Raw genomic sequence first — 21,051 nt, forward strand, 5'->3', positions numbered from 1 at the left:
GATACCCACGTCATCGTTAACGACCTTCGCGAGCAAGCCCGCTCCCACATTTGGATCGTGTCCGCCTTTGATTTTGCTGTTGCTACACCACACTCAACCCTTTCACTTATTGAGAAACCTCCATGCCGACCTCTTTCACCGAACTGCCAGTGATCCAGGGCCAACCACTGGAAATCCGCCCCAGCCGTCACCTGAGCATCACCCATCACGCGGGCACCACCCAACCCGACACGGTAGTGTTCTTCTGCCACGGCGCCGGCGGCAACAAGGACCAGTGGCGCCACCAATGGCAATCCCTGAAAACCCAAGGCTACAGCCTGGTCGCCTGGGACCTGCTCGGCCACGGCGCCAGCGCAAAACCCCGCAACCCCGAGGCTTACGCCTGGCCCGAACTGGTCGCCGATTACCTGGAAATCCTCAAGCGCTACGGCCGCTCCCGCAACCTCATCGTCGCCCACTCCTTCGGCACTGGCCTGACCCTGAGCGCCTTGCTGGCCAAACCCGCGATCCCCATCGAAGCCGTATTGCTGCTGGGCACCCGACTCCACAGCATCAGCCGGAGCGGCGGCCTGATGCGTCTACCCGCATGGCTCCTGGAATGGCTGCGCCCACTGCTGGCCAAAGGTTTCCGCCAGGCGGCATGGAACGCCAAGGCCGACCCCGCACTGGTCGCCTACGAAGAAAAACTCACCGAGCGCAACCCGCTGTACATGTTCAAGGCCCTGATGAAAAACGTCCAATGGCCAGACGCCAATGCACTGCTCACCCTGACCTTGCCCGTGAGTGTGCTGGCCGGCGACACCGACGGCCTGACCCCGGCCAGCGGCGGCGAAGCACTCGCCCGGCATTTGCCCAATGCCGAGTATCAGTTGCTGCCCGAATGCGGCCACCAACTCATGCTTGAAAAACCCGGCGAGGTATTGGCCGCATTTCAACGCCTGTTGTCAGCTCAGCGGGACGGCAGTTTCCAGCGCTCACGGTAGAGGTCGTACTGCGCGGCGGGCAGTTGCACCAGCAGCGGGTTTTCTCGCGGGTCCAGCCAGGCAAACAACGCCTGGATATTCACCGGGTCCATCGCCGTGCAGCCCAATGTTCCCGAACTGACGCTGCGCCAGATATGCAGGAAAATACACGAGCCGCCGTTGGCCAAAGCCGGTGTGTTGTGCTCGACAAAAATCCCCTGGCGGTACAGCTGGTCCTTGCGCAGCATCCGCTCGGAACTGGTCCAGTCCTTGTTCACCGCCGAGCTGTCCACCAGGGTGTTGTAATGGCTGGACTGGCTGTCATCCACGCATTCGCGGGTGGCGGTACTGGCCGCGTAAGGCAAGCGGGTGTCAGCGGTGGGGGCGTAGCCGAAGGCACCGCCGAGTTTGAAGATGCCGGCCGGGGCCTTGCCATCGCCTTCATGCTTGAGCGGCTGCTGGTCGGGGGTGGGCGTCGTAAGGCCGGTGCCCCACGCCATGCCGTTTTTACCGACCACGATGGCAAAGGGTTCGCCGACTTTCTGAAAGCCTTGCCCGTGCCGCTCATAGCGTTGTGCGGTGCCCTGGAGGGCGTTCCAGCCCGGGGTGGTGACCACGATCAGTTGCCGGCTGGTCTCGGGGATTTGCGCGAGTGCCACGTTTGAAAGCAGCGTCAGCAGCGCCGCGCAGGTTTTGATGAGCGTGTTCAACGGCGTTCAGTCCTTGAAAAGAGGGAAACCTCAAACGCTAGTTTTTGCCCCGGGCTTTATCAAGCTGAAGCTGTGTTGTGATGTTACCGCAGCGGTTCGATAGGGAAGTCCATCGGCTCGGCCCGCACCGGATTGCGACTGTAGGTGAAGTGCCACCATTCGCCGGCATAACCGGTAAAGCCTTCCTTGGCCATCGCAGCGCTCAACCGTTGGCGATTCTGGCGTGCCGCCTGGCTGATGTGGGGGCTGTTGGTGTGGGCCATTTCGTCGAAGCAATCAAAACCGGTGCCCATGTCCAGGCCGCCATCGGGCAAGCGTCGACCGTAACCGGCGGCGCAATCCACCGCCGCGGTGTCGGCGCTCCAGGCCTGGGCTGGCCGCGCATCGGGACCGGTCAGGGTCACGTCCACTGCCGCGCCCCGGGAGTGGTTGGAAACCTTGGCCACGTAGCCCAGGCGCCAGAAATCCTGCTTGTTCACCCGGGGGTAGAACTCGGCCTTGGCCGGATCCCCCGGCAGGCTGGCGAAGCGGCCCATGTTCGCCACGGCACGGCTGGGACGATAGCAGTCGAAGACCTTCAAGCCGTAACCCTGCCTGGCCAACTCGGCCTGGACCCGTACCAGTGCCTTTGCCGCGTCGGCAGACAGCACGCATTCGGCTGCGTTGTAGCCGTCCAGCGGCGCTCCGGTGAAGTTGTGGGGGCTGGCGTAGCGAATGTCCTGGGCGATGCTCGGGTCGAGGCTGCGCAGGTAAACCATGTTGGCCGGCATCGGCGTGTCTGCCGCTACCGGCGTGGCGAGCACTATCAGGCTCAGGGCGGCAAGGGAAAGGGAAGAGTAGGGCATGGCGGGCCGGGCTCGGACGGTGGCTTAAGCGCGCCACACTAGCAATGCCCGCCCCATGCCGCCAGTGCTACGGCGCGGCGTTGGGCACAAATGCCACGCTGCCACCGTCACGCTTGTGGAACAACCGTTCACCATTGTCCGGCTGGGTAGTGATGACCTGATGATCGTTGCCCAGGTAGGCCAGCGGCGTCGGGTCATCCTTGGTGGACTGCGCGACAATAATTGTGCGCTTGGGATCAAAGGTGCGGCCGCTGGTTTTTTCCAGCCAGCCCATGAACGCCGCACTGTCGCCCTGGCGCGGGAAGTCCTGGGTTTCGGCAACGTAGTAGAACGGCGTCCCGTGATTTTGCAGGTACATCGGTACCTTGTTGTCGACTTCCACCATCACCATCTGCCACGCGTTCCATGGCGCGCTTTTCACTGCTTGCGCTTGAACGTCCTCGGCGAAACGGGTCACGCCGCCATTGCCATTGGTCCACGGATACACCACCCCGAGTACCAGCAGCATCACCCCGGCAGCGATGCCGAACCCACGGTACCAACCCCGGCCGACCGTGCCTTTGCGGGCGATACGCTCACTGACCCACCACGCCGCCAGCAACTGCGCGAACGGCACCAGCGGCAGCACGTAGTAACTGCGCCGGCTGCCACTGGCGGTGAAGAACACAAACAGCAGGCCCAGCCCCCACACCAGCCAACGGGTGTTGGGCGGGGTGTCGCGCCAATGCCGCACGGCGAGCCACAGGCCCAGCACCCAGCACGGCGCCCAGGGCAAGGTGTAGGCCGGCAGGTAGATCAGGTAGGTGTAGATCGGACCCATATGGTCGAACGGGTCGAAGAAGCGCACCACGTTTTCCCGGAACACCAGTTCCAGGCCGCTTGCACCGTAGGTCGGTGCGCCGTAGAGGTGGGACAGCACAAACGGGATCGCGTAGAACGCCCCGGCAATGATCACGGCCAGCACCAGCCGCAGGTTGAGGTGGCGTTTGTAGCGCTGTTCGCTGAGCAAGTGCGGCAACAGCACCAGGCCCGGCAGTACAAAGCCGATCAAACCCTTGAACAGTGATGTCGCCGCCAGTAACAGGAAGAACACCGTGTAGCGCCCCAGCCGCGTATCGTCCGGCCCGCGCCAATACCACCAGACGGCGGCGAGCACGCCGCATACGGTCAGCACGTCCGCCGTGGCCACCCGGGCCCAGAAGAGGAAGTAGAAGGTGGTCGCGAGCATCCAGCCGGCAATCAGGCCGGTGCCTTTGCGGAATAGTTGCTCGCCGATCAGGTACACCAGCCAGATGCTCAGCCACGCCGAGATCACCGATGACAAGCGCAACGACCACGGCCCCAGGCCGCCCATCAGGTTGGCAAACCCGGTGATCAGCCAATACGACGGCAAGGGTTTGTCGTAGTACGGGGTGCCCTTGAGGTACGGGTCGAAGTAGTCGCCGCTTTGCAGCATCTGCAGGGTGATGTTCGCCCAGCGGGTTTCCGGGCCCCACAGGTCGCGGGCGCCCAGGCCCAGCAGCAGGATCAGGGCCGACACGCCCAGGAGCAGCAGCAGGGCGCCGCGTTCGGTTTTCCAGAAGTTCATGGAGCGGTTCCGATGTGGGATGAGTGTTGAATGGGGTCACCCCACATTAGGGCGCCTGTGTTACGGCAATTGCGGGTAGATGATGATCTCCAGGTCACCCTTGTAATAACGCTTGCCCCCCAACGGCAGCTGGCCGGCTTCGCGCATTTCGCTGGTGCTCCTGACCCGCATCAGCACGCCCACCGAACCTTGCTGGCGCGCCTGCTTGAGCCAGGCTTGAACGCTGTCGAGATCCACCTTGCGGTGCATCGAGTCGGCGTATTGCAGGCCGTAGCGCAGTTCGCCTTCAGTGTTGTAGAGCGTCACTTCGGGCCGGCGCAGGCGCCATGCCAGGGCCGACGCCGATTCCAGTTCGTTGCTCAGCAGCGCTTGCGTCTTTTGGAGCTCGTCCAGGTGCTGGAGCACGAACTGGTCAGGCATCTGGTTATCTTCGACCACCGCCGGCATGCCGGCGGGCAACAGCGCCACCAGCAGGCCAATGCCCAACGCCGGCATCGCCCACAGCGCCAATGGGCGGAAGGCTTGAAGCAGGTTGGCGAGCATCCAGCCCATCAGCACGATGAACGTCAGGGACAGGTTGAACATCTCGCTGTGGCTGTTGCCGTACAACGGCCGGTCGATTTGCAGGTAGATCAGCGTCACCATCGCCGCGAGGCCGATGCCCAGGTTGAGCAGGCCATTGACGCGCAGCGCGCGGGTGCGGGCGTTGGTCAGCAGGTCGATCAACGCATGGCCCATCAGCAGCGCCAGCGGCAGCAGGCACGGCATGATGTAGGTCGGCAGCTTGCCGTTGCTCAGGCTGAAAAAGCCCAGGGGCAGCAGCAACCACAGCGCCAGGAAGACGATGGCCGGTTGGCGCTTTTCCTTCCAGGCCTTGCACACTGTCGCCGGCAGCAGCGCCGCCCACGGCAGGCACGACACCACCATCAGCGGCAGGTAGAACCACCAGGGTCGTGCATGCTGGGCATTGTCGGAGGCAAACCGGCGGATGTGCTCGTGCCAGAAGAAGAAACGCCAGTAGTCCGGTTCCTGCAGGTGGATCGTCAGTGCCCAGGGCAGGCACACCACGGCCGCCACCAGAATCGCCAGCGGCCCGTAGCGCAGCAGTTCCCCCAGGCGACGCTGCCAGAGCATGTAAGGCAGGGCGATCAACACCGGCAGCAACCACGCCAGGAAACCCTTGGTCATGAAACCCATGCCGCAGGCCACACCCAACAACGTCCAGCTGGCGAGGCGCGCACGGGGGGTGGAGCTGTCGAGGGCAAACCACAGCGCCGCCAGGCTCAGGTTGACCCAAAAGGTGAATTGCGGATCCAGGTTGGAATAACCGGCTTGCCCGGCCACCAGGCCGAAACTCATGTAGAGCAGCGCGCAGGCGAAGCTCTTGCGCGGGTCGTTCCACAGCCGGCGGGCGATCAGGTAGGCGAGCACGACGCTCAGGCCGGTGGTCAGGGCGGAAGCGATGCGCACGCCGAACAGGTTTTCACCGAACAACGCCTGGCCCAGTGCAATGAGCCAGTAGCCGGCTGCGGGTTTTTCGAAATAGCGCACGCCCATGAAGTGCGGTGCCACCCAGTTGCCGCTGATGAGCATTTCCTGGCTGATCTGGGCGTAGCGGGTTTCGTCAGGGATCCATAGGCCATGCAGGCCCAGTGGCAACAGATAGAACATCACGAATGCCAGTAGCAATACGGGCAATGGTTTAAGGCGGGTCATGGCTATTGCACTCTCAAGCGGTATTGACGGTGAATCAGCGCGAGCGCTGGATCAGCCATGCGCGAGGGGTGGAAGGTGGTCGTGGTCGGGTAGAAATGCGGCACAGAACGTTATTCCTTAAACAGTCTGTTAGTGGGGGGCGAAACTGAATATCCCTGTGCCCCAGTCAAGCTCGTTAAACGTGTGGCGTCCAATAAGTCATCGAAGGTCATCGTCATGTTGTTAACTTGTGAAAAGTTAGTGAGCTAATAAATTTTTGACAAAAATTCAATTAAAACCATAGACGATGCCACGGTCTGGCTGTCTTTTTGCTGAACGAACTTGAATGATTAAATGTTAAGAAGTGTTCTAAAGTTGTTTAAGCACGGCGGCCCAGTCCTTACTGTTCAAAATACCCAGCGCCTTGAACTTGCCATCGGGCAGCAGCTTTACAAACAATGCACTGCCGTACTCGGCATGGGCAGCGTGTGAGTAGCCCAATGCCTCCTCGAAGTCGCTGATGCAGGCGCTGTGGGTGACCACCAGCAGGTTGCGGTCCGCGTGTTTATGTGGGCGCAGTTCCTCGCCGATGGCAGGGCCGCAGATGGCCAGGGGCCCGGGTGACAATTCGGCCTTGCCGAACATGAACAGCGAGCTCTGCGCGGTACGGGTGGTGGGGCTGCTCAGTACGTCGGTGTTTTCCATGCCCAGGGTCTGGAAGGCCTTGCCCACGGCACTTGCAGACAACGAGCCGAGCGTGGTCAGGCCGTCTGCCGGGCCCAGGCAAGGGTTGTTGGAGCGGTCACAGCGTTCCTCATGGCGGACCAGCACCACCAAGTCTCCGTTGCGCCAGGCTTCCAGGGTTCCGGAGCTGAGCAGGCGGTGGCCCACGCCCAGGTCCAGCGGCGATCTTGGCCACCAGATGAACGCCGTTACTGCCAGGCTGGCCATTACGATACCTGCCACGCCCAGCCACAGTTTGTTCAGCTGTTTTACAAACGCCCAGCGCGAGCGAGACTTGCTCAGGGTCAGGTCAACCACACTATTCACCATTGGTAACTTCCAGGCGTTAATCCGGTAACTGGCAGCAGCAAGTCAGGCAGGCGCCAAGTGAGTAGCGCTGATGCGGGAATATGCAAAAGCGTGTCACAGGGGCGCTGTCTTTTTGCTGAACATACCGATATAAAAAATTGTTCACTTGTACTAACGGGCGTTTGAAATAACCAGCCTGTTATCTGCCAATGGGCGGCAATTTAAAGTGCAGCAGGTGGCAGCCGGGTGAAATCGATGTGAAAAATTTGCAGGGGGTCATGGGGCGCTCCTTTTGCCCATGGTTGTGACATAAAAATGTGACAACCGTTATTCTCCGGCTTAAGTCCAGAAGCTTGTGGGGAGGGGTGATGCTGCAGGTACAAGGGGTATTCAAGAGTTATGGCACGCCGCAGGGGCCGTTGACCGTGCTGGCGGGTGTCGACCTGTACCTGGGAGCGCGCAGCAGCCTGGCGTTGATGGGTGAGTCGGGCAGTGGCAAAAGCACGCTGCTGCATTTGGTGGCCGGGCTCGACCAGGTCGACCGTGGCAGCATCCAGGTCGGCGATCAGCGCCTGGACCAGATGAGTGAGGCGCAACTGGCCCACTGGCGTCGCACCGAGATCGGCCTGGTGTTCCAGCAGTTCAACCTGATCGGCAGCCTGCGGGTCGAAGACAACCTGGCCTTCCAGGCGCGCCTGGCCGGGCGCCTCGATCCGGCGTGGCAAGCGCAGCTTGTGGAGCGACTCGGCTTGGGTGACTTGCTCAAGCGTTACCCCGAACAACTGTCCGGCGGCCAGCAGCAACGGGTAGCGGTAGGGCGAGCCCTGGCATCGCGCCCCGGCTTGCTGCTGGCGGACGAACCCACCGGCAACCTCGACGAAGGCACCAGCGACGAAGTGCTGCAACTGCTGCTGGACCTGCTGCGGGACAGCCCCACCAGCTTGCTGATGGTCACCCACAGCCCGCGCATCGCGGCGCGCCTTGACCAGCAGGTGGTATTGCACCGCGGCCAGGTACTCGCTGCGGACGCCCGCTGACATGCGGGTCTTCTATTGGACACTGCGCGCGCTGCTCAGCCATTGGCGGCGCCACCCTGTGCAATTCTTCAGTGTGCTCACTGGCCTGTGGCTGGCCACCGCGCTGTTGACCGGCGTGCAAGCCCTCAACAGCCAGGCGCGGGACAGCTACGCGCGGGCCAGCCAGCTGATCGGCGGCGAACCCCAGGCCAGCCTCAGTGCACCGGACGGTGCGAGCTTCCCCCAGGCGCTGTTTGCCGACCTGCGCCGCGCCGGGTGGCCGGTGTCGCCGGTGGTGCAGGGCCGCGTGCAGCTCAAGGGTCATGAAGACCAGCGCCTGCAAGTGATGGGCATCGACCCGGTGTCGTTGCCCGGCGGTGGCGCGCTGGCCGGGCAGACCCTGGACCGGGCGCAGATGGTCGCGTTCTTCAACCCGCCGGGACGCACCTGGATCGCGCCGCAGACCTTGCAGTCTCTGGGCCTGAAAGAGGGCGACCAGCCGCTGACAGCTGCCGGGCTGGTGCTGCCGCCGCTGCATGTTCAAGCGGACATGGCCCCTGGCGTATTGCTGACCGATATCGGCTTCGCCCAACCGCTGCTGGACATGCCCCAACGCCTGTCGCGGTTGCTGCTGGACAAGGCCTTTGCCGCCGCGCATCCCGCCCTGCCGCCGGAACTGGGCGCGCAACTGCAGCTCAAGCAGGCCGAGGAAAACAACCTCGCGCGCCTCACTGAAAGCTTCCATCTGAACCTCGATGCGCTGGGCTTTCTGTCCTTTGTGGTGGGCTTGTTTATCGTGCATGCCGCCATCGGCCTGGCGCTGGAGCAGCGGCGCGGCCTGCTGCGAACCTTGCGGGCGTGCGGGATCAGTGCGCGGATGCTGATCCTCAGCCTGGCGGTGGAACTCGGTGGCCTGGCCGTGCTGGGTGGCCTGGCGGGCGTGGCCAGCGGGTACTTGCTGGCCAGCCTGTTGCTGCCGGATGTAGCCGCCAGCTTGCGCGGTCTGTATGGCGCCGAGGTGCCCGGCCAACTGAGCCTCAGCCCGCTGTGGTGGCTCAGTGGCCTGGGCCTGGGTTTGCTCGGCGCGTTGCTCGCCGGGGCCAGCAGCCTGTGGCGGGCGGCGCGTTTGCCGTTGTTGGCGCTGGCCAATGCCCAGGCCTGGCACCAGGCCCATGGGCGCTGGCTGCGACGCCAGGGCTGGGTGGCGGGTTCGGCCTTACTGGTTGCGCTGTTGGCACTGGTATTTGGCGATAGCCTGGCCAGTGGTTTTGTATTGATGGCGGCCTTGTTGCTGGGCGCTGCGCTGGGCTTGCCGGTGGTGCTCAATGGCGTGCTCAAGGCGGTATTGGGGCGCAGCCGTTCGGTGCTGGGGCAATGGTTTCTCGCCGATTGCCGCCAGCAGTTGCCGGCCCTGAGCCTGGCGCTGATGGCCTTGCTGCTGGCGTTGGCCGCCAATATCGGCGCGGGCTCGATGACCTCGGGCTTTCGCCAGACCTTCAACAACTGGCTGGAACAACGCCTGACCGCCGAGTTGTACCTCAACCCGCAAAACCCGGCCCAGGCCGAGGCGCTGCAAACCTGGCTGGTACAGCAGCCCCTGGTGCAGACAGTGCTGCCGACCTGGCAGGTTGCGGTGCAGTTGCAGGGGTGGCCAGCGGACCTGTTCGGCGTGGTCGACGACCCTACTTATCGCCAGCATTGGCCGCTGCTGGAAGCGGCGGCGAACCCATGGAGCCAGTTGTTGCAGGACGACAGCCTGATGCTCAGTGAGCAAATGGCACGCCGGCTCAAGGTGCGGCTGGGCGATGTGGTCAGCATCCCCACGCCCCAAGGTCCATGGTCGCCGAAGGTCGTGGGGATTTATGCCGACTACGGCAACCCCAAGGGCCACTTGCTGGTGAATTCGCGGCACCTGTTGCAGCACTGGCCGGGATTGTCGCCGGCGCGTTTCAACCTGCGGGTTTTGCCGGGCAACGTGCCGCCGCTGGTGCGTGCAGTACAGGAACGGTTTGCCCTCGAAGACAGCCGCATCGTCGACCAGCAGCAGCTCAAGGGTTGGTCGAGCCAGGTATTCGAACGAACTTTTGCCGCCACCGCCGCCCTTAACAGCCTGACCCTGGGCGTCGCCGGCGTGGCGTTGTTCATCAGCCTGCTGACCCAGAGCCAAAGCCGTCTTGGCCAGTTGGCCCCGCTGTGGGCGCTGGGCGTGACACGACGCCAATTGATGCTGCTCAACCTCGGCCAGACCTGGCTGCTGGCGGTGCTGACCCTGGTGCTGGCGTTGCCGCTGGGCTTGCTGCTGGCGTGGTGCCTGGACGTGGTGATCAACGTCCAGGCCTTCGGCTGGCGCCTGCCGTTGCAGGTGTTCCCGGGGCAACTGGCGCAACTGCTGGGCCTGGCGATGCTGGCCACCTTGCTGGCTTCGGCCTGGCCGTTGTGGCAGCTGTACCGCAGTCGCCCGGCGGATTTGCTGAGGACCTTTGCCAATGAAGATTAAGTACCTGTTATGGGCGACGTTCCTGCTGCTGGGCGCCTGCGACAAACCACCTGCACCTGAAGAAAGCTTCGCCGGACTGGGCAGCCAGGCCGCGGACTTTGCCCAGGTGGTGCCCGGCAAGGTCTTCAGCTTTCCCCAGGACCATGGCCCCCATGACGGCTATCGCATCGAATGGTGGTACCTCACCGCCAACCTGAAGGATGCCGAGGGCAATGCCTACGGCGTGCAATGGACGCTGTTTCGCAACGCACTCAAGGCCGGCCCGACACAACCCGGCTGGCACGACTCGACGATCTGGCTCGGCCACGCCGCCGTCACCTCGGCCACCCGCCATTACGCTAGCGAACGCTACGCCCGCGGCGGCGTGGGGCAGGCGGGGGCCCAGCCGGTGCCGTTCAATGCCTGGATCGATGACTGGAATTTCGCCACCCGCCCCGGTGCAGCCAGCCCCCTGGCGGACATGCAACTCAAGGCTGCAGGCGAGCATTTCAACTACGACCTGCACCTGACCTCCAGCCGCCCGCTGGTGCTCCAGGGGGATAACGGCTACAGCCGCAAGTCCGACCAGGGCCAGGCGTCGTACTACTACAGCCAGCCGTTTTTCCAGGCAGATGGCCGCGTGACCATCGATGGAAAATCTTACCAAGTCACCGGCAACGCCTGGCTCGATCGCGAATGGAGCAGCCAGCCCCTGACCGCCAGCCAGACTGGCTGGGACTGGTTCTCCCTGCACCTGGACAGTGGCGAGCAATTGATGCTGTTTCGGGTGCGGCAGAAAGACGGACCGTCCTACCTGACCGGCACCTGGATCGACAAAGAGGGCCACACACAGACCCTGCACAACCAGGATATTCAACTGACGCCGCTGGGCACGACTGCCATTGATGGGCGCAGCATTCCCACCCAGTGGTCATTGAAGATCCCGGGCAAACATCTGGATATCACCACGGAAGCGGTCAACCCAAAGGCCTGGATGAACCTGAGCATTCCTTACTGGGAGGGGCCGGTGAAATTTCAGGGTGGGGTGGGGTATCTGGAGATGACGGGGTATTGAGTCCGACGATTTTTTGTAGGCCTTGATTACCTGCCAGGTAGGTGATTTCCCAAATGTAATTTCAGCTGTTCCAACCTTGTGTCCGGGCCGTGTTCGCCTGCCTATATTCCTGCGCCATATCCATTACATCAGGGATGTAAGTGATGGCGCAGGGATACATCAATGACCGCACCACGGACTACCTCAGTTTGAAATCCCGGTTACTGACCGGGGCCAGTGGGCAACTTTCCGATCAATTCGACGCGTTGAACCTGCATTTGCGTCAGGCAAGCCTGGTGACGCCGGGGCAGATGGTGATCGTTCCCGATGCCTACGCTGTGGCTTGCACTACTGATGATGCATGGTTGATGCGCCATGCCCAGGAGATTCAGCGCAATCTGGAGTTGGATGCCTCGGCTGGGGCGGCGGTGATCAATAACTATGATCTATTCCAGAGTTTATTGGCTTATAGCTCGGTGGGAGTCGGCAGTTCGACGGCGGCCTGGGGGCGACACCTGGACGAGGTTCAGCGCACTCTGGAAGAAATTGAGCGTTTGCATCAACAACTCAAGGATGGAGCCTTGAATAAGAAAGCGTTTATCCAGAAGCGGCAGATGTTGTTCCGGCGCTTGGATACTCAACTTCAAGGTGCGGCGCGATTTGGCACGAGCCTGAAAACCAATAAGTCACTGAAAAAAGTACTGGGTATTTCCACCAAGAGTTATCTGCACAAGAGTGAAATCGTGGGCTACACGCAGCGGATTCGCAGCATTGCCGAGACGTCGAGGTTTTTGGGCAAGGGGACGTATGTGGGGTTGGCGTTGGATGTGGGTGTGGCGGGGTTGGAGATCAAGGAAGCATGTATGGAGGGGCGGGAGGCGATGTGTAGACGGGCGAAGTATGTGCAGGGTGGGAAGTTGGTGGGCGGGGTAGGCGGGGCCGCTATTGGAGGGACTCTGGGGGCTGCGCTCGGGAGACGTTTATGCGGGATAGTCATGGGAGTTGCGGTGAAAGGGCAGGGTGCGCTGGTCTGCGGGATCATCGGCGGTGCTGCCGGAGGTTATGCCGCCGGGAATACGTTTGGGCGTGCCGGTGAATGGGGTGGAGAAATGATGGGTGACCTGATGTATCAGCCTGATGGGGCTTGATCATGTCTTATTATGATTTTTTCACTGTTACGTTGCTTTTATGGATGCTTATCAACTTGGGACTGTTGCTCTTCGTCGCGTACAGAAAACTCGATGAGTTGGAAAGCTATTTCACCGAAAACGAGGCCGTTCAACGCACCAAGCGTTTTTGGCGCAGGAATCTGCCGATCGACAAAACCATGCGAATGGTTGTGATCGTCGAGCTGCTGTCCATGCCAAAACGCCATTTGAAAAAGGGCGAGGTAACTGAGGCAGAGTTGACGTCCGTCCCCGTGGCCCTGAAGCGATGGGCAGTATGGCCCTATTACGGCGGAATGGTTTTGATGGTCCTGGCAATCATTTGGGAGGTCTGGTCCAAGCCATAGCCGAGGGGCTTTTTTTCGTTATTGCGCCAACGCCACCTTGAGTGGCAAGCGCGCCATACCGGTGTTTTTAAGCGAACCCAGATACAACCAGTCACCGTACTCACGTGCCGTGGTGACGGGCGAGTAGTTACCGCTGCTGCCATCCTGCAGGTTTGCGATGACCTTGCCGTTCACGTCCAGCCCGAGCACAAAGGCCTTACGCTCGATGGGCTTGGGCACCACCATCAGTGCCCGTACCATGATCTTGCGCATCAGCGGGTAGCCGGCAAAACCGTCGAGCAGCGGGTTGCGCGGTGAATACAAGGCAACCCAGAACCGGTCCTTGCCGTTGAAGCTGAGGTTGTCCGGCAGGCCCGGCAGGTTGTCGATAAACAGGTCGTGGACGCCGGCCTTGTCGCCCTTGAGCCAGTAGCGGCTGATGCGATAGGCGCCGGTTTCGTTGACCAGCACATAGTCTTCGTTCGGCCCCAGGGCCACGCCATTGGCGAATTGCAACTGGTCCAGCAATACCTCGGTGTGGCCGGTGCTGAAGTCATACCGTAGCAAACGGCCGTCACCGCCGTGCTCGATCACCGCCTCGCCGTCTTCCCCATAACCCCATCGGCTTGATGCATCGCTGAAGTACGCATAACGCCCGGCGGCGTCGACGGTGACGTCATCGACAAAGCCAAACGGCAGGCCGGCGGCGCTGGTGGCCAGGGTGGTGAGATTGTGCTGGGTGTCGAGGGCGAGCAGGCCCTTGATCCCATCGGCAATGATCAACCGCCCGTCCGGATGCAGGGCCAGGCCCAGGGGGCGACCCTGGGTGTTGGTCAGCTCTTCGAGAACGTGGCTTTCGGGGGCCGTGCGGATGATGCGCCCGTCATGCAGGCCGGTGATGAGGAACCCTTTGCCATCCAGCAACAAGGCTTCGGGCCCGGCGATGTCCTGGGCGCCGGTTCTTTTCACGTCCTTGAGGCGCTGGTTTTCGGCGTAGGGCCCGTCCTTCAGGGATGGCGCCTTGGGCGGCGACCAGTTGACCGGTTGCACTTTGGTGGGCATCAGCAGCAGGAAGGCGACGATGGCGGTCAGGATCAGCAGGACCAGACGACCAACGTTGCTTGGACGGGTACTCATGACGATTCCTGGTGATCAGTGGTGGGCGGTTCCCAATGCAGGGTGCCGAACAGGTAGTCCATCAGCGGCAGGACGATGTTGAAGTTGCGTCCCTGCATCAGTTCGCGCCGGTGATGCAGGGCGTGCAGGTGGTGCATCTGGCGGATCCACGGCAGGCGGGCCACGGGGTGGTCGGGGGGCAGGTGTTCGCAGGCGTGGAAAAACTCGTAGAGCAGGTAGCCGAGGATCATGCAGCCGGCGAACAGGCCGGCGACGTTGGGGTTGAGGTGTTTGAGCAGCCACCAGGCGGGGAGGGTGATGACCAGGCTGTGGACCAGGATGAGCCAGGCGGGGAACAGGATGACACGCCAGTCTCGAGGGCTGTCGTAGGTCATGTGATCGGGGGTGAAGAAGCTGTGGTGGTCGCCGGTGTGGCGGGCGTAGAACAGGCGGGCGAAGGTGTGTTTGTGATGGCCCAGGTGACGGTGGACGAGATAGATACACAGGTTGAAGAAAATCAGGGTGAGGGGGATGGCCAGCCATTCCAATAGCTGGATTTGCCGGGTGGTGGACCAGAACAGGCTGACGCAGAGCAGGCCGTAGCCGAAAACGAAACCAGCGTGGAGCCACGGGTTGTAGCAGGGGTGGATGCTGGCGCGGTAGGTGGAGCGGAAAGCCTCGGTGGGGTGAGTCATTGGGAGCGCTCGGTGTCGTTTTTGTTGGGGATGAGCGTAGTCGGGATTGGCGCATCTATCCTGCCTCCATAAAAATACTGTACATGCATACAGTTATGTCCTACATTCCATCCCAGGTGACCGGATGTCGCCGATCACCTGAGCTTCAATTTTTTAACTATGGATGGATAAAAAATGAAATCGAAAAAAGCGTTCATGCTCGGAGCCGCCATCGCGGCGTCCTGCTTCGTTTCGGCCTGCGCCCTGGCCGAACAATCTCCTGCACACTTGACGCCGCAACCGTTGCAGCAAGCCGTGCAACAAGCCCTCAAGAGTGGCGGCAACGTCACGGCGCAGAAGGCGTCGGCTGCCTTCCTGGACAAAATCAAAACCTCGCAGCAGCTGAAAAAGCCGGTGCAGGCTGCCAAGGCCTTGAGCGGGGTTGTGGTCGCCGAGCCTGTACAGGCAGATAGCGCCAAGGTGGATGCCCAGGCCGTGGCGGCCCAGGCGTTCACGCCGCTGTGCCAGACCCTCGGTATCAACCAGATGTATAACCTGGACGGTGTGCAAACCGGCAACGACGTCTGCTACCACTTCAACGTGCCCCAAAAGGCACGGGCGACAGTGATGCTGGTAGGGCAGAGTGCTGCCACCAACATGTCCCTGACCCTGTTCCAGGACGACGGCCAGAACAACATCACTTCTCTCGGCACGTCGGATAACCCGGGCAATGCCAACGAGGTGTTGGCTGGCGTACTGCCACCTGGCGACTACTACTGGTTCATGCATGCCAATTCGGCTGACGGTTCGCCGTTCAGTTTCGGCGTGGATATCAACATGACGATTGACGATTTCGAGCCTAACGACAGTTTCGAAACGGCTTATCAACTGCCGGATACCCTGAACTACGTCACGGGTAACTCCGACACGGCGACCGATGAAGACTACTTCTCCTTCAAGGCCCTGCGCGGGCAGAAGGTCAGTGCCTATTTCGACGGTGTGAACGAGAGCGATCGGGGTCAGTGGATTTCCGAGTATTTTGACGGCGTCAAATGGATCCCGATCAGCCCCAAGGCGAAAATCACCTGGCCAACGCCATCGGTTAATGGTGTGGTGAACGTACGGGTGCGGCCTAACCCGGCCGCAACCTGGAAGGCTACGGCGCGCTACAAGCTGTCGCTGGGCTCCACACCCGAGGTGTTGAGCCACAGTGTGCAAGGTGACAACGTGGTGCGGATCCCGGCTTCGGCCAATGACTACGACCCGTTCATGACCACCCAGGCGGCACGTGACTTGAGCTGGGCCGTGACCTGGGCCGACAGCACCGGTAAACGCCTGCAGGGATTGACCCCGTATCTGCAACTCGACAAGCACGTCAACCGTAATACCTACCTGCCGGTGTACATCCCTTACTACGGTTCGGTAACCGGCGTGTCGGGCGCGGCATCCGGTACGGTCAACCTGGGCAACTGCGCGGGTGAGGCGACTGTCAGGTATGTGTCCTACGACTCGGGTTACAAAAATACCTGGGAGACCAACTACAACTTCGCCGTCTGGCGCCTGCGCATCGAGGAGTACCCGGATGTCGGCGTGGGTGGCGACGCTACCCCGGTGAGCATGGCTCATATCTGCAGCCAGCGCGTGATCTCCAGTGAACGGTGATCAACCCTCCGCTTGATCCGTAACCCCGGCGCCAACTCTTCGGGTTGGCGCCCCCAGCAACCCTTCAAACTGCGCCTGAACCCGCCCTTCGTCGCAATGCGCCACATTAAACCGCATGAAATCCCGCAACCCCGGCTCATACCCGAACAACGCCCCCGGCGCCAGCACCATCCCACGCTTCAACCCTGCTTCAGCCAGCCGCTCACCATTCACCCCGGCCGGCAACCGCGCCCAGATGAACATCCCGCCCTCATATCCCATCGGCAATTCACACCCGCAACGCCGCAGCCACTGCTCAACCCGCCCACCGGCCTCCAGCAGCCGCTGAACCATGCGCTTGCGATGCCGGGCATACCCACCCTCACTCAGCAGCCGATACACAATCTGTTCGAACAGCTCGGACGTTATGCCGCCGCTCATCAACTTCATATTGGTCAGATTCGCCGCCAATTGCGGCGCCGCCACCACATAACTGACCCGCGCGTTCGCCGTCAGCACCTTCGAAAACCCCGACAGGTACGTCACCTGCTCCAATCCCGCCAAAGTCGCCAGACGCGGCGGCGGGTTAGGGTGCAAATCCCCGTAAAGATCATCCTCAACGATATGGCAGCGATACTCCCGAGCCAGTTGCAACAGCCGAAATGCCTGGCTCGGACTGAATGAATGCCCGGTGGGGTTGTGCAACACGCTGGTGGTCAGGTACAGGCTGGGACGGTGCTGCGCCAGCAACTGCTCCAGCGCGACAAAATCAAACCCGTCAGGCCGCCGGGCGATCGTCACCACCTTGACCCCATGCAACGCCAGGTTCGCGTGGAAGTTGAAATAACACGGTGCATCCAGCAGCACCGTGTCCCCGGGCCGCGCCAGCAGGCGCATGAGCATGTCCAGGCCTTGCACCGTGTTGGGCGTGGTGATGATTTGTTCCACCGGCACCGACAACCCTTCACCGTGCAGTTTCTGTTGCAGCGCCTGGCGCAACGGCAGCAGGCCCGCCGGGGTGCCCAGCCCGGCGATGCGCAGAGTAGGGGCGCGCACTGCGCTGCGCATGGCCTGGCGCAGGGCTTCGGAATCCAGCCAGTCTTCCGGCAGATGGCCGCCGCCGGGGCGCAGGTCGCCCTGGGCCATGGCCAGGGGGCGGCGCAGTACGCTGAGCAAGTCCTGGGGCAGCAAGTCGACCCAGGTGCTGGACGACGGCTGTGCCAGGCTGCTGGCGACAAAGTGCCCGCGGCCCTGGCTGGAGGTCAGGAGGTGACGCCCGCGCAGGCGATCCAGCGCTTCATTCATGGTGAATTTTCCGACGCCCAGCAAGGCTCCCAACTCACGCACCGAAGGCAGTTTGCTGCCAGCGGCCAATTCGCCTTGCTCGATCGCATGGGCCAGGGCATCGACGATCTGCTGCACCTTCGGTGCTCGGTCATGAAACTGAATCGCAGGAATGGGCATCACACTGTCCTTAAGTTTGCCGCCAACTTCACCGGTAAAGTCTGCGCGTATATCCGTAGAGTTTACCTGCCTGTGGCGGCACGTGCGCCCTAGACTGCAAGCCCTCTTTCCTGCTGTGAAATTCCACGCCATGGCCACCGCGCTGACGCTGTCTTCGTTTTTGTATTTCCTGTTGCTGTGCACCACCCTGGCCTTCAGCCCCGGGCCCATGACCTTGTTGTTGCTCAGCCTCGGCCTGAAGGACGGCCTGCGCCGCTCCCTGCCGGCGCAGTTCGGGGCGAGTGTTTCCTACCTGGTGTCGATCCTGATCTTTGCCGTGGGTTTTTCCGAGCTGGTCAAGGATTACCCGCTGATCACCCGGATCATCCAGGTGGTAGGCGTGGCCTACATCCTTTACCTGGCCTACAAGCAATGGACCAGCAGCGGAGTGACCATCAAGACCAACGATGCAACTGCGGAAAATGCCCGCAGTCTTTTCGGCAAGGGCCTGCTGACCGGGTTGTCGAATCCCAAGGCGATCATTCTGTTCAGCGCGGTATTCCCGCAGTTCGCCGCCATCGGCCAGGGCAGCGCCGCCGCCGACATCGCGATCCTCGGCCTGACCTTCCTGCTGCTGCAATTTGCCAGCGGGTGCCTGTATTGCTACTTCGGCCAACGCATCAAGCACGTGATGGAAAACCCCAAGCGCCGGGTGTTGCTGCAACGGGCCACGGCGGTGTTGCTGCTGGGGGTGGCGCTGATGTTGGCCCGGGGCTTTTCCAGCTGAAGGTCAGCTTATGAGCGGTAGTGGCGATCTGCCGGTGCCCTGATAGACTTCGGGCATTCATCCAGGATCAAGCCAGACATGCCAGCCGCAGGAGGAAACGGACTTTCGCTCGCTTCACGCTTGTACAAGTCGCGCACCCTGGGATTGACCCTCGGGTTTGTCTGTGTGGCCGCCGCCATCTACCCGCTGGATAAATCCGCTTGGGTCTGGGGAGTGATGATCGCCAATGCCTTCATCTGGCCGCATGTGGCCTACCAATGGTCGCGGCACTCGAAAAACTCCCTGCGCTCGGAACACCGCAACCTGCTGTTCGACTCGTTTTGCGGCGGGTTCTGGGTTGGCGCCATGCAGTTCAACCCGCTGCCCAGCGTGACCACCTTGTCGATGATGACCATGAACAACGTCGCCATCGGCGGCCCGCGCTTCATGCTCGCCGGTTGGGTGGCCCAGGCGCTGGGCATCGGCGCCTCGATGCTGGTGTTCACTCCGGCGGTGACCGCCCTCACCAGTGAAGTGCAGCTCTACGCCTGCCTGCCAATCCTGATGCTGTATCCCCTGGCGCTGGGCTGGATCTGTTACCGGCAAGCGATCACCCTGGCCCGGCACAAGCGCGAGTTGCTGGCCCTGAGCCGCACCGACAGCCTGTCGGGCCTGCTCAACCACGGCGCCTGGAAAGACCACCTGGAAATCGAGTTCCAGCGCTGCCGCCGCGACCAGCAGGGCGCCGCCATCGCGTTGATCGACATCGACCACTTCAAGACCATCAACGACACCTACGGCCATGTCACCGGCGATATCGTGCTGCGCCAGTTGAGCAAAGTGCTGCGCCAGAACCTGCGGGCCACGGACCTCGCCGGGCGCTATGGCGGCGACGAATTCTGCGTGATCCTGCCGGACATGCCCCTGAACCGCGCCACCGAGGTGATGGACGCCCTGCGTGATCGCTTCAACTCCCTGGCCTACGCACAGGACCCGACCTTGCGCGCCAGCCTGAGCATCGGCCTGGCGCCATACCGGCCGGCACACGCCGACGCCACCAGTTGGCTGAACGATGCCGACCAGGCCTTGTACGAGGCCAAGAGCAGCGGGCGCAACCGGGTCAGTTCGGTGCAGGGAAGTTGGTTGAGGTCGATCTGAGGATCAACAAATCGGTGTTTGTCAGGTAGGGTGGAGCGCTACCTTCCAACAAAAACAAGGATCGGTTCATGCTCTTCAACTTCCCACGCAGCTTACTGGCAGCCACCCTGGCGCTGTCTTTCGCCATGCCGGCCTTCAGCGCCGAACCTCACAAACAGATCCAGGCCGATTCCGAGCAGTACAAGGCCGATGCCTTGAAACTGCTGGAGCGCCTGGTGAATATCGATTCGGGCTCCGGCTACGAGCCGGGCCTGACCCAAGTGCGTGACATCGCCGTCGACGAGCTCAAGCAACTGGGTTTCAGCATCCAGCTGGTGCCGGATGCTGCGGCTCATAACAGCCATGTCGTCGCCACCCTCAAAGGCACCGGCAAGGCCAGGATCCTGCTGATGGCCCACATGGACACGGTGTTCAAGGAAGGCTCGGCGGCTGCCCGGCCGTTCCACATCAAGGACGGCCGCGCCTATGGCCCGGGCGTGATGGATGACAAGGGCGGCATCGTCGCCGGCATCTACGCGTTGAAGGTCCTGAAAAACCAGGGCTTCAAGGACTACGCACAAATCACCTTCCTGCTGGACGCCAGCGAAGAAGCCGGCACCGACGGCGCGTCCGAGCTGATCCGCAACACCGCCAAGGGCCACGACGTGACGCTCAACCTGGAACCGGGTCGCCCGGCCGATGGCCTGGTGGTATGGCGCAAAGGCAGCGCCACCGCCGTGGTCGAGGTCAAGGGCAAGGCCGCCCACGCCGGCGTCGCCCCGGAATTGGGGCGCAACGCGGCGATGGAAGCGGCGCACCAGATTCTGCAACTGGGCAAGCTGGGGGATGCCGAGAAGAAAACCACCATCAACTTCACCGTGATCAACTCCGGCGACCGGGTCAACGTGATCCCCGACCAGGCCACCGCCAAGGCGGATGTACGGGCGGCGTTGCCGGAAGAGTTTGACCGGATCGAGAAAGACCTGGCACGGGTCTCGGCCAACAAGCTGATCCCCGAGACTGAAGTGACCACCAGTTTGCACCGTGGCCTGCCGCCGATGCCGCAGACGCCGGAGTCGGACAAGCTGGTGGCGATTGCCCAGGGGATTTATGGCGAGTTGGGGCGCAAGCTGACCATTGAGGGCAGCGGCGGGGCGGCGGATGCGAGCTTGTCGGCTGGCGTGGGTACGCCGACCCTGGACGGGTTCGGGATTGTCGGGGGCAATATCCATACGCCGGAGGAATATGCCGAGGTGGAGAGCGTGGCGCCGCGGATTTATCTGCTGAGCCGGATGATCATGGAGCTCTCCAAGCGCTGACTTAAAAACGCCACACCTCTAAATGTGGGAGCGGGCTTGTGTGGGAGCGGGCTTGCTCGCGAATGCGGTCTATCAGTCGACATCT

The 21,051-nt window shown here is 62.0% G+C and carries 18 protein-coding genes; 10 read left to right on the forward strand and 8 right to left on the reverse strand.

Annotated features, from left to right (window positions below):
* Positions 1-122 precede the first annotated feature (122 nt).
* Entirely contained in the window at positions 123-983 is an 861-nt protein-coding gene (locus ACW9I6_RS19845; protein ID WP_457339708.1) for an alpha/beta fold hydrolase, read from the forward strand.
* Here ACW9I6_RS19845 and ACW9I6_RS19850 read toward each other — a convergent pair.
* The 5 genes from ACW9I6_RS19850 to pmrG all read right to left on the reverse strand — a co-directional run bounded on the left by ACW9I6_RS19850 (position 950) and on the right by pmrG (position 6,853).
* Positions 950-1,672 (reverse strand): L,D-transpeptidase family protein, encoded by a 723-nt coding sequence (locus tag ACW9I6_RS19850; RefSeq protein ID WP_003210282.1) that lies wholly within the window; start codon positions 1,670-1,672, stop codon positions 950-952. The two genes, ACW9I6_RS19845 and ACW9I6_RS19850, sit on opposite strands and share 34 nt — an antisense overlap.
* A gap of 83 nt (positions 1,673-1,755) precedes the next feature.
* Positions 1,756-2,517 carry a M15 family metallopeptidase gene (locus ACW9I6_RS19855; RefSeq protein WP_177029207.1) on the reverse strand — a complete coding sequence of 254 codons (762 nt, stop codon included), beginning with the start codon at positions 2,515-2,517 and terminating at the stop codon, positions 1,756-1,758.
* Positions 2,518-2,584: 67 nt separating this feature from the next.
* Complete coding sequence (locus ACW9I6_RS19860) at positions 2,585-4,105, reverse strand: ArnT family glycosyltransferase (RefSeq protein ID WP_003210278.1); 1,521 nt, start codon at positions 4,103-4,105, stop codon at positions 2,585-2,587.
* Between the two features lie 60 nt (positions 4,106-4,165).
* Complete coding sequence (arnT, locus tag ACW9I6_RS19865) at positions 4,166-5,821, reverse strand: lipid IV(A) 4-amino-4-deoxy-L-arabinosyltransferase (protein WP_457339709.1); 1,656 nt, start codon at positions 5,819-5,821, stop codon at positions 4,166-4,168.
* 348 nt (positions 5,822-6,169) lie between these two features.
* Positions 6,170-6,853, reverse strand: a complete 684-nt coding sequence (gene pmrG / locus ACW9I6_RS19870) for a lipopolysaccharide core heptose(II)-phosphate phosphatase PmrG (RefSeq protein ID WP_457339710.1) — start codon at positions 6,851-6,853, stop codon at positions 6,170-6,172.
* A 347-nt stretch (positions 6,854-7,200) separates the two neighbouring features.
* Here pmrG and ACW9I6_RS19875 point away from each other — a divergent pair, with 347 nt between their 5' ends.
* The 5 genes from ACW9I6_RS19875 (at position 7,201) to ACW9I6_RS19895 (ending at position 12,891) form a co-directional block, all read left to right on the forward strand.
* Positions 7,201-7,869 carry an ABC transporter ATP-binding protein gene (locus ACW9I6_RS19875; RefSeq protein ID WP_307517264.1) on the forward strand — a complete coding sequence of 223 codons (669 nt, stop codon included), beginning with the start codon at positions 7,201-7,203 and terminating at the stop codon, positions 7,867-7,869.
* Position 7,870: 1 nt separating this feature from the next.
* On the forward strand, positions 7,871-10,345 hold the full coding sequence (locus tag ACW9I6_RS19880; RefSeq protein ID WP_457339711.1) for an ABC transporter permease: 2,475 nt from the start codon (positions 7,871-7,873) through the stop codon (positions 10,343-10,345).
* Complete coding sequence (locus ACW9I6_RS19885) at positions 10,335-11,399, forward strand: lipocalin-like domain-containing protein (protein WP_457339712.1); 1,065 nt, start codon at positions 10,335-10,337, stop codon at positions 11,397-11,399. Before ACW9I6_RS19880 ends, ACW9I6_RS19885 begins: the two co-directional genes overlap by 11 nt.
* A gap of 143 nt (positions 11,400-11,542) precedes the next feature.
* Positions 11,543-12,526, forward strand: coding sequence for a hypothetical protein (locus ACW9I6_RS19890; RefSeq protein ID WP_457339713.1), 984 nt, complete (start codon positions 11,543-11,545; stop codon positions 12,524-12,526).
* Between the two features lie 2 nt (positions 12,527-12,528).
* Positions 12,529-12,891, forward strand: a complete 363-nt coding sequence (locus tag ACW9I6_RS19895; RefSeq protein ID WP_003210265.1) for a hypothetical protein — start codon at positions 12,529-12,531, stop codon at positions 12,889-12,891.
* 18 nt (positions 12,892-12,909) lie between these two features.
* Here ACW9I6_RS19895 and ACW9I6_RS19900 read toward each other — a convergent pair whose 3' ends face one another.
* Together ACW9I6_RS19900 and ACW9I6_RS19905 are read right to left on the reverse strand one after the other, a co-directional pair.
* Entirely contained in the window at positions 12,910-14,007 is a 1,098-nt protein-coding gene (locus tag ACW9I6_RS19900; RefSeq protein ID WP_003210263.1) for an SMP-30/gluconolactonase/LRE family protein, read from the reverse strand.
* Positions 14,004-14,681 carry a sterol desaturase family protein gene (locus ACW9I6_RS19905; RefSeq protein ID WP_457339714.1) on the reverse strand — a complete coding sequence of 226 codons (678 nt, stop codon included), beginning with the start codon at positions 14,679-14,681 and terminating at the stop codon, positions 14,004-14,006. The genes ACW9I6_RS19900 and ACW9I6_RS19905 overlap by 4 nt, the downstream gene beginning before the upstream one ends.
* 174 nt (positions 14,682-14,855) lie before the next feature.
* Here ACW9I6_RS19905 and ACW9I6_RS19910 point away from each other — a divergent pair, with 174 nt between their 5' ends.
* Positions 14,856-16,322, forward strand: a complete 1,467-nt coding sequence (locus ACW9I6_RS19910; RefSeq protein WP_003210259.1) for a hypothetical protein — start codon at positions 14,856-14,858, stop codon at positions 16,320-16,322.
* Here the strand turns inward: ACW9I6_RS19910 and ACW9I6_RS19915 are convergent, their stop codons facing one another.
* Positions 16,323-17,765 carry an aminotransferase-like domain-containing protein gene (locus ACW9I6_RS19915; RefSeq protein WP_457339715.1) on the reverse strand — a complete coding sequence of 481 codons (1,443 nt, stop codon included), beginning with the start codon at positions 17,763-17,765 and terminating at the stop codon, positions 16,323-16,325. It lies immediately after the preceding gene.
* A gap of 130 nt (positions 17,766-17,895) precedes the next feature.
* On the opposite strand from ACW9I6_RS19915, the gene ACW9I6_RS19920 reads away from it, so the two are divergent.
* The 3 genes from ACW9I6_RS19920 to ACW9I6_RS19930 all read left to right on the forward strand — a co-directional run bounded on the left by ACW9I6_RS19920 (position 17,896) and on the right by ACW9I6_RS19930 (position 20,966).
* Positions 17,896-18,531 (forward strand): LysE family translocator, encoded by a 636-nt coding sequence (locus ACW9I6_RS19920; protein ID WP_457339716.1) that lies wholly within the window; start codon positions 17,896-17,898, stop codon positions 18,529-18,531.
* Between the two features lie 78 nt (positions 18,532-18,609).
* The gene (locus ACW9I6_RS19925; RefSeq protein ID WP_023658718.1) at positions 18,610-19,668 is read left to right on the forward strand and encodes a diguanylate cyclase; all 1,059 of its coding nucleotides are present in this window, start codon (positions 18,610-18,612) and stop codon (positions 19,666-19,668) included.
* 68 nt (positions 19,669-19,736) lie between these two features.
* Complete coding sequence (locus ACW9I6_RS19930; RefSeq protein ID WP_457339717.1) at positions 19,737-20,966, forward strand: M20/M25/M40 family metallo-hydrolase; 1,230 nt, start codon at positions 19,737-19,739, stop codon at positions 20,964-20,966.
* Positions 20,967-21,051: the final 85 nt, after the last annotated feature.

Source organism: Pseudomonas sp. SDO5522_S412 (assembly GCF_054071215.1).